Annotated in this window: 10 protein-coding genes and 1 riboswitch; of the genes, 1 reads left to right on the forward strand and 9 read right to left on the reverse strand. The window is 51.6% G+C overall.

The window, feature by feature from the left end:
* Window positions 1-138: 138 nt before the first annotated feature.
* From EKM97_RS01475 to EKM97_RS01515, 9 genes are all read right to left on the reverse strand, one after another.
* Window positions 139-930: an MBL fold metallo-hydrolase gene (locus EKM97_RS01475; RefSeq protein ID WP_164507400.1), complete on the reverse strand. Its 792-nt coding sequence runs from the start codon at window positions 928-930 to the stop codon at window positions 139-141.
* Between the two features lie 723 nt (window positions 931-1,653).
* Window positions 1,654-2,457 carry a two-component system regulatory protein YycI gene (locus EKM97_RS01480; RefSeq protein ID WP_125570502.1) on the reverse strand — a complete coding sequence of 268 codons (804 nt, stop codon included), beginning with the start codon at window positions 2,455-2,457 and terminating at the stop codon, window positions 1,654-1,656.
* Between the two features lie 11 nt (window positions 2,458-2,468).
* The gene (locus EKM97_RS01485) at window positions 2,469-3,875 is read right to left on the reverse strand and encodes a YycH family regulatory protein (RefSeq protein WP_164507391.1); all 1,407 of its coding nucleotides are present in this window, start codon (window positions 3,873-3,875) and stop codon (window positions 2,469-2,471) included.
* Window positions 3,865-5,760: a cell wall metabolism sensor histidine kinase WalK gene (gene walK, locus EKM97_RS01490; protein WP_125570504.1), complete on the reverse strand. Its 1,896-nt coding sequence runs from the start codon at window positions 5,758-5,760 to the stop codon at window positions 3,865-3,867. The genes EKM97_RS01485 and walK overlap by 11 nt, the downstream gene beginning before the upstream one ends.
* Window positions 5,761-5,794: 34 nt before the next feature.
* Window positions 5,795-6,511: a response regulator YycF gene (gene yycF / locus EKM97_RS01495; protein ID WP_125570505.1), complete on the reverse strand. Its 717-nt coding sequence runs from the start codon at window positions 6,509-6,511 to the stop codon at window positions 5,795-5,797.
* A 938-nt stretch (window positions 6,512-7,449) separates the two neighbouring features.
* A complete protein-coding gene (locus EKM97_RS01500) occupies window positions 7,450-7,839 on the reverse strand; it encodes a DUF956 family protein (RefSeq protein ID WP_125570506.1) in 390 nt (129 codons plus the stop codon).
* Window positions 7,840-7,989: 150 nt separating this feature from the next.
* The gene (locus EKM97_RS01505; protein WP_125570507.1) at window positions 7,990-8,901 is read right to left on the reverse strand and encodes a PTS system mannose/fructose/sorbose family transporter subunit IID; all 912 of its coding nucleotides are present in this window, start codon (window positions 8,899-8,901) and stop codon (window positions 7,990-7,992) included.
* 17 nt (window positions 8,902-8,918) lie between these two features.
* Window positions 8,919-9,728, reverse strand: coding sequence for a PTS mannose/fructose/sorbose transporter subunit IIC (locus EKM97_RS01510; protein ID WP_125570508.1), 810 nt, complete (start codon window positions 9,726-9,728; stop codon window positions 8,919-8,921).
* Window positions 9,729-9,758: 30 nt separating this feature from the next.
* Window positions 9,759-10,733 (reverse strand): mannose/fructose/sorbose PTS transporter subunit IIA, encoded by a 975-nt coding sequence (locus tag EKM97_RS01515; RefSeq protein ID WP_125570509.1) that lies wholly within the window; start codon window positions 10,731-10,733, stop codon window positions 9,759-9,761.
* Between the two features lie 711 nt (window positions 10,734-11,444).
* A riboswitch (Lysine riboswitch) is annotated at window positions 11,445-11,620 on the forward strand.
* 100 nt (window positions 11,621-11,720) lie between these two features.
* Here EKM97_RS01515 and EKM97_RS01520 point away from each other — a divergent pair.
* Complete coding sequence (locus EKM97_RS01520; RefSeq protein WP_125570510.1) at window positions 11,721-13,301, forward strand: ABC transporter permease subunit; 1,581 nt, start codon at window positions 11,721-11,723, stop codon at window positions 13,299-13,301.
* Window positions 13,302-13,310 lie beyond the last annotated feature (9 nt).

Here is a 13,310-nt window from a genome sequence, read left to right on the forward strand (position 1 = left end):
CCTATGCATCTATTATACAACGATAACGGGTTAAGGAACTGTTACAGATAGCTTGGACAAATTATTCACCAGCCACTATTATACCAAAGCAAATATTAAATTCATCGTTCGACGACACAAAAACAATGATTGCGCCAATTAAACGAGGAATAAAGGTTCCGCACTCTGGCGTTCGGTATCGAGCAACTGAAAATCATGATCAACGCCCAGACCTTCGCGCTTCAACATATCCGCCACGGTCAGGTGCGCCAAGGGTTTGGTGTTATTGTGCGCGGAGCGGTGGCCAAGGTAAACCCGCTTGGTCCGTGGACCAATGACGTCCAGCAAAGCGTTGGCGCCATCCGCATTGGACAAGTGCCCGTAATCCCCCAGAATGCGCTGCTTGAGGCTCCACGGGTAAGGCCCCTCCCGCAGCATTTCCAGATCATGGTTAGCTTCCATAATGTAGGCATCCGAGTCTCTAATAATGCCTGCCAACCGGTCAGAAACATACCCGGTATCCGTCAGGATGGTGAACGCATGGTCATCGTGGTGAAACTGGTAAAATTGCGGTTCTGCGGCGTCATGGGACACGGCAAAACTCTCGACATCCAAATCCCCCATGTCCATCGTCTTGCCGCTCTCAAAAATGTGCAAGCGGTCATACGGCAGCTTTCCCACCGATTTCGGCAGGTGCGTGAAGGTTCCCTTGTTGGCATAGATGTTCAAATTCGGGTAGCGACGTGCGAGCACACCCACGCCGGCAACGTGGTCACTGTGTTCGTGCGTGATGAAGAGACTGTCCACGTCCTTGAGGTCTCGGCCAATACTAGCCATCAGTTCGGCCATCTTCTTGCCGGAGAACCCCGCGTCAACAATCACCTTGTGCTGCGGTGTTTCAATGTAGGTCGCGTTCCCTGAACTGGAGCTGGCCAGCACGCTCACGCGCATTCCAAAATCATCTGCAGTCAACAATATCGTCCTTTCTTGTATCGCCACCCATTGTACCGCTAATCCGCCTTGCTTGTCGCCTGGACGCTGTTCGTCAGCGATAGCATTTTAGCGACGGAGTCGCGCCGGGCCTCTTTGGTGTTTTCAGACCGCCGTTAGGTGGTGAGGTCGGCAACTCCGGTGAGGGTAACACGTTACTGAGTGGAAAACACCGCAGAGGCCACGTGGCGACGCTCTGGAATACTGAGCCTGATGACCAATTACTGACTAACCCCTGTACTTAGGAAGTACGCGGTAACAGTATTCACCAAACTGGAGAAGACGATGGACTGATCATTGTGTTAATACCCAATCACGTCTATCTCTATGCCTGGTTCATCCGCTAACGTAGCCTCGAAACTTTTCCCACCAGAGTATTGTTGTAGCACTTAGGGTCTGGGGCGGCTTGGTGGAGTGAACGCAGGTAGGTGGCGCGCAAAGAGCAGGAATAGCCCATACAACCGGCGTAAGCCGTATTGTATGGGCTATTCCTGCTCGGGGTAAAGCTTTTTGCCAAGGGCTTCGGCAAAAAGTTTAGCGGTAGCCTGGCTTGTCAGGCGTGAGCGACCCCGCGCCACCTGCCTGCGGGCACGTAACCAAGCTGCCCCAGGCCCGACCTTGCGGTCGAAGCCCTATTTTCATCCTTGAGGATGAAAGTTTCACGACTTACGCTGACGAACAGTATTAGTGCGCCTTCATCACGGTCTGGGTGATGGCGTTCACGCGCTTGATAGAGACGCTCTTGGAACTTTTGCTCTCCACACCAATGAACCAGGCCGGCGTGTACACCTGGCTGCCTTTAGCGGTCAGGAGCCACGTGTAGCCCTTACGCACCCAAAGAACGCGCGAGTTGTCGACGATTTCGTTAGCCCGGTACAGTGTGTACACCGCATCGCGCGCGCTCATGATAGATTGCTCGTTGTCCATGGCCTGCACCTGATCAATGTAAGTCTGCTGGTACATGGTAAGCGCATCGTCCTTCACGGTCAGCGTCAACATTGCTCGCTCGTCAATCATCGTGCGGCCGTTCACCTTCTCGACGAAGACATAACGCGTATCGCTGCCCAAATCCTTCATGTAACTATAATGGCTACCAAAGAGGACATTGCCCGAATCGTGCACGTAGGTTTCCAGCTGCTTCACGACGTTTTTCTTGCCCAACTGTAGTGGCGTGGTTAAACGTGCCGTCAGCGTTTGGTTGTCGTCAGTAGCGAGGCTGATGCGCAGGTTGGTCTTGCTGAGCTTAGCGTAATTTTGGCTCAGCGCATTGTTGTTTTGCCCGGCGACATAGCTCGCATCGCTCGTTTTATCACTGAGCGCCGGCAGGCTAATGCTGTCGTGTTTAATATCCGCGGCCGTTTGTGAGCTTTCACTCGTTGCGGTGGCCGTCAGGTAAACGCGCTGGCTCTGCGTCATGCTCCAACCCAGGAAGATGTCGAGCGCGATGAACGCAACCAGAAAAATCCATTCAATCCGGCGAAAATCCATGTGCTCACCCCCTAGTTGTTCACGGAGAACTCAGCATTAGTGCCCGTAGTCTCCGTGTTGACGCTCGCGTCACTCTTCGTATTCATCCCCGCAGTGCTGACACTGCCGTCGATGATGTCTTGATAATTGTAGTACTCGTCATTCACCTGCACGAAGTAGGTCGGCACCAGGTCAACCACCTGGTTCGAGTCACTATCCTTGGTCCACGCGTAGGCCAGCTGCAGGTCCGTGATGCTGCTCATCTTGATGCCTTTGGCGAGCAACTCGTTCAACACGGTCTGGCTGGACGGCATTTTGACCGTCGTGGTGCTGGTTGGAATCGCGACAGAGAGGTTATCACCGGAGAACGCAATGCGCTTGCTGGCATTCGTGTGCGTAACTTCAACGCTGCCACTCAGCAGGTCGCTGATAATCGGCAGGCCGTTGACGACCATGCGGAACATCACGCTGCCGTCAGTTTGATCGTAGTTGTAGTACGACATGCCACGCATTTCCTTGATGTTCAGGCGCGTCATGTCACTATAAGCGGCGCTGAGCACCTTGGTCGTTGTTTTGGCTGGTCCATCGGTGGCAAAATTCTCGTACTCCATCATGCTGTCATTGCGGTCAACGGCCAGACGCTGGTTATTATCGTTCATGGTGTACACCGTCTGGTTACCCAGCTGCTTAGCATCCACGGATGAAGGCGCGTTATTGCCACCACTCATCAAGGCGTTGATGTAGTGGTTCGCACCCTGCTTATCGAGGATGTAAGTGTATTGCTTCACCGCAAAACTGCCGTCGTAAAACGCCACTTCGCGCGTGCCAATTCGCTTTTCTACGAGTGGGTAACTGCTCTTGGCCTTGCTAATCGCACCGGTAATCGGCGTGAAGGCATACTTCTTGTGCAGCTTCACCCGCCGCATGGTCCGCGTCGCGTCGTTGACCAGCAGCATCTTCTGCGTGCGCAAATTGAAGACAATTCGGTTGAACTTAAAGTCCTTCGGCTGCTTAATTGCCGCCTTCTTGAAGTACATTTGGTCAAAAGTCCGCCAGTTCATTTCGCCCCAGTAGGTCATCTGCACACTGTCATCCAGCGTCAGAATTTTGTCGTAATTCTCAAGACTGAGTTTGCGGCTGGCGCCGACGGAATTAATCCGCCAACTGGCAATCCCGCGCCGAATGCGCGTTGCCACGCGGCCATCACTACGAGCCACGAGCGACTTGCTGCCATTTTGCTGGTAATAAACATTCAGCGGCTCGAAGACGTTCTTTTCGTGCTCGGCCGTCGTCGTTTTGCTGGTTTTAACCGCCGTGCTGCCGGTGGTCGTCTTGCGATCTAGGTGCGCCGGATTAAACCAGATGTACCAGGTGCAAACGAGGCTAATCACCACGGCGGCGATGAGAAATAGACGTAAAACAATGTCCCTAAACTTCATCCCATTCATCCTCCGCATCTATCGGGTCGTATGGCAGGGAGATGTAGAAGGTGCTCCCCTTGCCTTCAAGCGAGTCGACCCAAATGCGGCCGCCCAGCGCTTCAACAACTTCCTTACTGATGGCCAGGCCGAGGCCGGTCCCGCCCTGTTTCCGGCTGCGAGCCTTATCAACTCGGTAGAACCGGTCGAAGACGTGGCCAATATCCTTTTGCGGAATCCCCAGGCCCTGGTCAGTAATCGAAAGAATGACGTGATTATGTGTCTCCAGCAGGCGGGCCGTGATGACCCCACCGTCTGGCGAGTACTTAATCGCGTTGTTCATGATGTTATCAACCACCTGCATGAACTTATCCTGGTCAATTTCAACCCACAGGTCGCGCTTGGTGATCTCACGCTTGATGGTGTACTGCTTCTTCTTGGTCGGGTGCAAGTGGGCCGCTTCACCGGTGTGCTCGTTGTCCGTCTTCAGCATCATGTCGAAACGATTCAAAATGTAGTTGAAGAACTCGTTAATATTAACGGTCTCCATTTCCATTTTGCTCGTCCCCGAATCCAGACGGGACAGAGCCAGCAGGTCGTTAATCATCCGGATCATCCGGTCGGTTTCTTCCTGCGTCACCTTGAGAAATTGTGGTGCCACCTCAGGGTCCTGCCAAGCGCCATCGTTCAGCGCTTCAATGTAAGAGCGCACAGAAGTCAGCGGTGTCCGCAATTCGTGTGACACGTTCGACACGAATTCACGCCGTTCGCGTTCATTCTTCTGCTGCTCGGTAACGTCATGCAGCACCACAACCAGCCCACTGATGAAGCCCGTTTCCCGCTGAATCAGCGAGAAATCGGCACGCAAAATCAGCTCGTGGTGATCCTCATTTTGAAAAGTCAGAAGTAATTCCTTCTGATTCTCCAGTAGATCCCGCAAGTTGTAGTCTTTATCAATTTTGAGGAGCTTCAAGATGGAGCCACCAATAACCTCTTCAGTCTTGAGGTTCAAGAAATCAAGCGCGGTCTGGTTAATGATAATCACGTTCCCGCGCCGGTCGGTGGCAACCACCCCATCAGTCATGTGCGCCAAAACCGAGTCGAGTCGCCGGCGTTCGGCCTCACTGGCCTCTTGGGCCTCCTCGACGCGCACGGACAAGTTGTTAACCGCTACGGCCAGCTGGCCCAATTCGTCCTGCCCGTAAATCCGCACTTGCCCAGAGTAGTCCCCACGCGCCATCCGGATGGCTTGTTGCTTCATCGCGTCAATTGGCCGGGTTATTGCCCGGGAAATAACGATGGAAATTGCCATACTCAAGAAGGCGGCAATGACCGACGCGATCAGGAAAATCCGGATAATGCTGTTAATGTCGTCGTAAACAGACGTCATGCTGGCCTTAATGTAGATGGCCCCCAAGACGCTATTGTCGTCGCTCCCGGCATTGACGTTTTTAATCGGGATAATTTTGGTGTAATTCGAACCGCCGTTATCGCCTTCGTAGGTGAAACCTTCATAAGTTTGCCCAGTGTACAGGGTGTTCTTAATCTGGCTACTCCCACTCTTTTGACCTACGTTACCCTGGGCGTTGACGTTACTGTCGCCGCGCACGGTCCCTTTTGCATCTACCACCTGAATGTCAGCGGAGTTCGCAATGTTGGACTCGCTGATGAGGTCATTAATGTTGGAGTTGGCCGTATCGGTATCGTTACTTTCAAGGTCAATGGCGAGCTGATCTTGAATGTAGTTTTCGATGTTAATGCGGCTCTTGAAGCTATCAATATTCTGCTGTTCGAGCTGCTTAACGAAGTACGCCCCGATAATTTCGACCGTAATCAAAAGAATCAGGATGAACACAATCGCAATTTTGAAATGAATTGACTGGAAAAACCGGATTTTCTTGTTCATGCCCGGATATTACCGTTCTTTCTTTAATGTCAGCTTAGTTCTGTTCAGCGTCCGGGTTGCGCAGGTAATAACCCACCCCACGACGGGTAATCAACCATGATGGGTGCGATGGGTTGTCTTCAATCTTTTCACGCAAACGCCGCACGGTCACGTCCACAGTCCGAACGTCACCAAAGTAGTCATAGCCCCAAACTGTCTGCAGCAAGTGCTCACGGGTCATCACCTGACCCAAGTGACGGGCGAGATAGTGCAGCAATTCAAACTCACGGTGCGTCAGCTCGATAGAGTCGCCCCGTTTGCTGACGGTGTAGGCGTCCGGATGAATGACCAGGTCACCAACGGCCAGATCAGACTTCGCGTCATCCACTTCATTGCTGGTGTTGGCGTCACCACGCCGACGCAGATTGGCCTTCACACGGGCAACCAGTTCCCGGTTTGAGAAGGGCTTGGTTACGTAGTCATCAGCACCCAGTTCAAGACCGAGCACTTTGTCGATTTCGCTATCCTTAGCGGTCAGCATGATGATGGGCGTATCGTTATCTTTACGAATCTGACGGGCAACTTCAAGGCCGTCAATCTTCGGCAACATGAGGTCCAGCAGCACGAGGTCAGGAGATTCTTCCTTGAACTGGCTGAGGGCTTCTTCACCGTCGAATGCCGTTACAACAGTGTAGCCTTCCTTGGTCAGGTTAAACTTCACAATATCTGAGATTGGTTTTTCGTCATCTACAACTAGAATTTTTTTAGCCATTAATATTCCCTCCATTAGTGGGGTTTCAACCTCCATTATACTTGTTAACCCCACGACTCGCAAAAAAGCGCTCGCAGTCCGTCAGCGTAAGTGTTGAAAATATCATCCGCAAGGATGGCAGCTGTGAAAATCGACCGCAGGTCGGGCCTGGGGCGAATTGGCTTCGCAAGCAGGAACTCCGTCAGCGGGGACCGTTTCAGCCGGCTTCGCCGTCTTCCACTGGGGACTTTGCCGCAAAACCAGCGTCAAAGTCCCGCTCCCGATACAATTAGCGGTGTACACCCGACGAAAACCACGTCGGGCATACACCGCTAATTGTATTTTCGCTGACTCCGTCCCTGCTTGCTACGCCAATTCACCCCAGACCCTAAGTGCATTCACGGGACGATTGCGGTGGTGATTTCAATGTAACGATGAAGCCGCAAACGTCACAATCCAGCATACTTCAACTATCACAAGATTAGTCAGCATTATCGGCAAAGGTTTATCAGTTTATCAGTATTAGTCCTGTGAGGTATTGCCTCGTAATTGGGAATGATCCTGTAATTGCCACTCCGTAACGTGTCGGCCACGGAGATGGTGGTGTGCTTGGGCGAAGCGCAGGGAACGGAGTCGGGCGAAAAGATGATTGTTTGGAGACAGGACGGCCGCATTTGCCGTCGTGGCTGCACACAATCATCTCGGGAGCGCGGAGTTGACGCTGTTCTTGCGGCAACTCTGCCAGCGAAAGACCGCGACAGCGGGCTGAAGCGGTCCCCGCCCGACGTAGTTCCCGGAGCGTAGCCCAAGCGCACCACCACCGGAGTTGCCGACCCACCGCCTTGCGGCGGTATGAAAACAGCTTAAAGTGCAGGTCGCACCCTTGCGGGCACGGACTTACGCTGACGGACAACGACAACAAAAAAAGCCCCAGCGCACAACGGCACCGGGGCTCAAAACTACTGTTTACGATTCTTGATTTTTGCGACTAGCGCCTTGAACCCGCGCGCCATCACCTGGGTGACAGTCAGCGACTTCACGATGTGGTCCGCAGGAATGTACTCACGGATGGCACGCAAAACCTTCTTCGGGTCGCGTGCTGCAAAGGAGTATGACACACCATCGGTTGTGTGCAGGGCAAAACGCGGAATCTTCTTGCCCTTAAACAATACAGACACCATGACGTAATCAATCTTGTCCCAAGGAATCTGAATGTAGTTGTCGACTTTACGATCATCGTAGAACTCGAAGGCATTATCGCCAACCATGATCTTGCCGTACTTACCAGTGCCTAAGAACGAGGTCGCCTTTTCGACGACATCAACCTTCGTATTGAGTGATTCAACCATTCGTAATTCCTCCTGTGGATATTGGTGACGACAAGCGTTCAACCGCTTCACAACGCAAAGTATACGCGCCTGCAAAACAAAAGCCCAGACACAGCGTGCCTGGGCTTTTGCCAATCTCAACTGCGGATTGTTTTCTGCGTTTTACCCAGACTACATGAGGTGGATAACGTGGAATACAACACCGACAACGAAGAGACCAAGAATGATAACAATTGGTGAAACCTTCTTCTTAAGGAGCCACATGCAGAACAAGGTCAGCAGGAGAGCTGCAAGACCAGGAACAAGGGAGTCCAAGTTCTGCTGCAGTGTGGTCTGCTTCACGCGGTCAAGAGACATGCCGGAAGCCTGCTGGCTAAGAGCGGTCTTGATACCTTCAGCACCCTTTGGCAGGTGTGCCCAGTCGATGTAAGCACCCTTAGACTGCTTGATGCTGGAAACAACTGGCGTGAACTTGACGGAAACCCAACGGTTAACCAGGGAACCCAGGATGAACATACCAAGGATGGAAGCACCCTTCGTAACATCCTGCAGAAGACCACCGGACATGTCTTCGGTAATCTTGGAACCAGCCTTGTAGCCGAATTCCTGTGTGTACCACATGAAGGCCATACGGATGATGTTCCAAGCAACGAAGAAGATGATTGGGCCGAGGATGCTACCGGTCAAAGCCAGGGAAGCACCAAGGGCACCAAGGATAGGACGAACAGTGAACCAGAAGACTGGGTCACCAACACCGGCCAGAGGGCCCATCATACCAACCTTAACACCCTGGATGGCAACGTCATCGATAGGTGCACCATTGGCACGCTCTTCTTCAAGAGCAAGCGTTACACCCAGAACAGGTGAAGCCAGGTATGGGTGAGTGTTGAAGAATTCCATGTGCCGCTTCAAAGCAGCAATCTGGTCTTCCTTCTTTGTGTACAGCTTCTTGATAGCTGGGATCATTGAGTAGGTCCAGCCACCATTTTGCATACGTTCGTAGTTCCAAGAACCTTGAAGGAACGTTGAGCGCCACCATACAGAGATACGATCTTTTTTAGTGAGACGAATGTTTTCTGCCATAGTTTTCAACCTCCTTCTTAGTATTTATCAATGATGTCCCCAACGGGGTCACCAGTGTTAGCAACGGCACCGTTAGAAGCGGAGCCACCCATCTTGGAAAGTGCAAGGTAGATCAGAGCCAGGGAGATACCGATTGTCCCAAGGGCAATCAGTGTCAGGTCTGGGATAGTTGCGATAACGAAGCCAAGTGCGAAGAATGGCCACATTTCGCGGGTCGCCATCATGTTGATAACCATGGCGTACCCAACGGCAACGACCATCCCACCACCGATACCAAGACCATCGGTGAGCCATGCAGGCATTGCATTAAGCATTGCCTTAACTGGGTCAGCACCGATTGCAAGGATCAGGCCTGCAGGGATAGCGATACGAACACCCTGCATGCAGATAGCGATGACTTGCCACATATCAATTGCCCTGAAGTTACCCTTAGCTGCTTCACGGTCCATGATGTGGACGATAGCGGTAGCAAGAGTACGAACAATGGTGGTAAGCAGCAGACCAGCAACGGCCAGAGGAACAGCCAGAGCGATAGCTGAGTTGATACCCTTAGAACCCTGGCCACCAAGTACAAGAATGATTGCAGAAGCGACAGCGGCAAGAGCGGCATCAGGAGCAACGGCAGCACCGATGTTTGCCCAACCAAGAGCAATCATCTGCAAGCTACCACCGAGAACGATGCAGGGGCCGAGTTGGCCGGTAACCAAACCGATCAATGTACATGCTACAAGTGGCTGGTGGAATTCGAATTCATCAAGAATCCCTTCCATCCCAGCGAGGAATGCAACAAAGATGACCAGAATGATTTGAATAGCGTTTAAAGACATTACGTATCCTCCATTCCGAATGATTGAAAATTATTTCTGTTTGTCGAGTTCGGCTTGTGCCTTAGCCATGATGTTGTCCAAGTTATCCTTGGAGTCAGTTGGCACCTTACGAACGTCCATCGTGATACCTTCAGCTTCAAGAGCCTTGTAGGTGTCGATGTCGTTCTGGTCAAAAGCAAGAACCTTGTTCGGCTGAACCTTACCAGCGGAGTGGGCCATAGAACCAACGTTCAGTTCCTTAATAGGTACACCGCCGTCGATGGCACGCTTGGCATCCTGTGGTGTTTCGAATAATAGCAGAGCGCGTTCGCCACCGAAGTGCTTGTCATCCTTAGCAATCTTAATCATCTGATCGATAGGGATAACGTGGGCCTTAATACCTGCAGGCGCAGCTTCCTTAATCAAGGTGCTACGCATGTTGTCCTTCGCAACGTTGTCAGAAACAACGATAATCCGGGTAGGGTTAACTGACTTACTCCAAGCCGTTGCAACCTGGCCGTGGAGCAGACGTGAGTCGATACGGGCGAGACCGTATTCCAACTTACCTGGACGACCACCTGCTGGAGCTGCTGCTGCAGCTGCTGCTGGCTTTGCTGGAGCTGGTTCGAGTGATTCTGGCTTAATCTTGACCCCATCACGACCTGCACTCACGATGTGTGCTGCAAGTTCCTGTGCTGAGTCCATTGAAAGCCGTGCGCCATATGCCTCGATGAGCATTGGCAAGTTCAAACCGGTAACGAGTGCCCATTTGTCCTTGTGGTCTTCAAGCAGGCCGTTAGCCTGGTTGAATGGGGAACCTCCCCAAAGGTCAACAAGGAAAAGCACTTCATCGTCAGGATCGAACTTAGCAATGGCTGCTTCAAGGTTTGCCTTCAAGTCATCTGGACCTTCGTTTGGCATGAAGGTTACTGCTTCAACCTTATCCTGCTCACCGAAGATCATCTGACCGGACTGCTTAATGCCAGCGGCGAATTGACCGTGACTGGCAAGAATGATTCCGACCATTGTGTCGCCTCCTAAAATTTTTTAAGATTCCCCAGGACTCCTTTGAACCGGTTCAAATCGGCCCGGAGGAATGTAAGGGGTTTTCTTAACAGTGACTAGTATGCCTAGATAACCGTCTCTTTGCAAGCCCTTTCTTGGAGTGCTTTTTTCATTTTTCATGAAAACATTGCCACCGCGGTAATTAGACCACTTAAAAAAGTTTCAACTTTTTTAAGCAGCTGTTCATATTTGCAGTTTTTACGAATTGAACGAGATAAAAAGTTAGGCATGCCCATTAAAGTGATTTAGGCAGCCCTAAAAAGCAGGCTTAAAGCACCGGTAAATAACGATTTGATAATGTATAGCCATTATAATAATGTTGAAAAGCGTTTTCGTACCGCACACATAAACAACAACTATTTGAACAATGGTATATACCGACTGTTATCTTTTATTGGTCTAGGCCATCGAGTTCTTCCATATTTTAGTGGGCGCGTTTTCATTAAATACAATATCGTGGTACTTCATATTCTGTACAAATTTTTCGTTGGCAATTACGACTTATCACCTCAATTTCCATTCGAAAATTATTAAATACCTTAAGATATGTCGGGCCTATTCTTTAGGAGTAAAATTTCCGGATGTTTCGCTAATCGCGATAAGTAATCACCCGCATTTTGGACTTGACACCCCTGCCCAATGCGCTATGCTAAGAGGCGACATTAGAAAACACGACGAAATAGAGGTCGCGAGGGTGACAAACAACTGCTGAGTGCCGGACACGTTGAGGCAGTTAAGTAAGCATCCCCCGCCGAAATGGGAATGAGCACCGGGCGATTTCCTGTTGGGACAGTGAGCGAAAGCTCCTGGACTGTCACAGCGGCATGCTGTGGAGCGCTATTGTTGGTTTTACTTAAGGTAGAACTTGCGGGCCCCTGTTGAGATACTTCGACAGGGGTCTTTTAATTACTCTATTTCCCTCCGTGAACAATGAAGGGAGAAAATGTCATGAAGAAGATTTGGTTAGCTTTTGCCGGTTTAATCGCCGCGCTAAGCATCGGTTTGAGCTTTAGCAACTCAAACCCCGTTAGCGCTGCCGATGACGGCACGTTTAAGGTCGGGATGGAATGTGGTTACGCCCCATTCAACTGGACCCAAAGTACCAATGCGCACGGCGCGGTGCAGATTCAGGGCACCAAGCAGTGGGCCAACGGTTACGACGTCCAGACCGCCAAGATCATTGCCAAGAAGCTTGGCAAGAAGCTGGTGGTGGTTAAGACGAAGTGGGACGGGCTACTGCCTTCCCTGACGTCCGGCAAAATTGATGCAATTATCGCCGGGATGTCACCAACACCTGACCGCCGCAAGAGCATCGACTTCACCGACCCGTACTACGTGTCCCAGCTGACCGTGGTCACCAAGAAGAACAGTAAGTTTGCCAAGGCTAAGTCCATCAACGACTTCAAGGGCGCTAAGATTACTGCCCAGCTGTCTACTTACCACTACGACGCCATTAAGCAGATGAAGGGTGTCCTTCGCCAGCCAGCGATGGACGACTTCCCCGCAATGCGTGTTGCCCTTGAATCCGGCACCATCGACGGTTACGTTTCCGAAATTCCAGAAGGGATTACCGCCCAGAACGCTAACCCAGATTTGACCATGGTGCACTTTGCCAAGGGTCAAGGTTTCCAGACCAGCGCTTCCGACACCAACCTGTCCATTGGGGTGCGCAAGGGTTACAGCGAGACCAACAAGATCAATAACATTCTCGGCACGATGACCAAGGCCGACCGCAGCAAGCGTATGGATGATGCTGTGGCCAACCAGCCAAGCACGGCTGCCAAGGGTAACTGGTTCATCAACATTCTCAAGCAGTATGGTGGCATGCTGGCCACCGGTACCGGAATGACGCTCCTCATCTCCCTTGTCGGGACGATTGTCGGCTTCATCATCGGGCTGCTTGTCGGGATTATCCGCACGATTCCCGCACCAAAGAGTACCGGCAAGCGCGGGCTGCTTGGCTTTGGCAAGTGGCTCCTGTCTGTCTACATTGAAGTCTTCCGTGGCACACCAATGATTGTTCAAGCTGCCGTGCTCTACTACGGTGCCGCTCAAGCACTGGGCATCAACATGGACCGGACGGTTGCCGCTCTGGTGATTGTTTCTATTAACACTGGTGCTTACATCTCCGAAATCATTCGTGGGGGCATTATCTCCGTGGACCCAGGTCAGTTTGAAGCTGCCTCCGCCCTCGGGATGACCCACTGGCAGACGATGACCAAGGTCATTTTGCCGCAGGCCGTTCGTAACAGCCTGCCTGCTGTCACCAACGAATTCATCGTCAACATCAAGGATACTTCCGTTCTTTCTATTATTAGTGTCTCTGAATTGTTCTTCACTTCCGAAACCATTGCCGGACAGAACTTCCAGTTCTTCCACACCTACCTGGTTGTCTGCCTGATCTACCTGGTGCTCACCTTCACGATTTCCCGTCTGTTCCGGATTATCGAAAAGCACCTCGATGGTCCCAAGGACTACAACGTGATGACCAACCAGATGCAGGTTGAGACCCCAAAGCCGAAGAACTAGGAGGAATTG

Origin of the sequence: Lacticaseibacillus songhuajiangensis (assembly GCF_003946025.1) — a bacterium.
Classification (GTDB): Bacteria; Bacillota; Bacilli; order Lactobacillales; family Lactobacillaceae; genus Lacticaseibacillus; species Lacticaseibacillus songhuajiangensis.

Bases quoted from the DNA above. Each gene is read 5' to 3' on its own strand.
- EKM97_RS01475 (WP_164507400.1), bottom strand. From the start codon at position 930: ATGCGCGTGAGCGTGCTGGCCAGCTCCAGTTCAGGGAACGCGACCTAC.
- EKM97_RS01480 (WP_125570502.1), bottom strand. From the start codon at position 2,457: ATGGATTTTCGCCGGATTGAATGGATTTTTCTGGTTGCGTTCATCGCG.
- EKM97_RS01485 (WP_164507391.1), bottom strand. From the start codon at position 3,875: ATGAAGTTTAGGGACATTGTTTTACGTCTATTTCTCATCGCCGCCGTG.
- walK (WP_125570504.1), bottom strand. From the start codon at position 5,760: ATGAACAAGAAAATCCGGTTTTTCCAGTCAATTCATTTCAAAATTGCG.
- yycF (WP_125570505.1), bottom strand. From the start codon at position 6,511: ATGGCTAAAAAAATTCTAGTTGTAGATGACGAAAAACCAATCTCAGAT.
- EKM97_RS01500 (WP_125570506.1), bottom strand. From the start codon at position 7,839: ATGGTTGAATCACTCAATACGAAGGTTGATGTCGTCGAAAAGGCGACC.
- EKM97_RS01505 (WP_125570507.1), bottom strand. From the start codon at position 8,901: ATGGCAGAAAACATTCGTCTCACTAAAAAAGATCGTATCTCTGTATGG.
- EKM97_RS01510 (WP_125570508.1), bottom strand. From the start codon at position 9,728: ATGTCTTTAAACGCTATTCAAATCATTCTGGTCATCTTTGTTGCATTC.
- EKM97_RS01515 (WP_125570509.1), bottom strand. From the start codon at position 10,733: ATGGTCGGAATCATTCTTGCCAGTCACGGTCAATTCGCCGCTGGCATT.
- EKM97_RS01520 (WP_125570510.1), top strand. From the start codon at position 11,721: ATGAAGAAGATTTGGTTAGCTTTTGCCGGTTTAATCGCCGCGCTAAGC.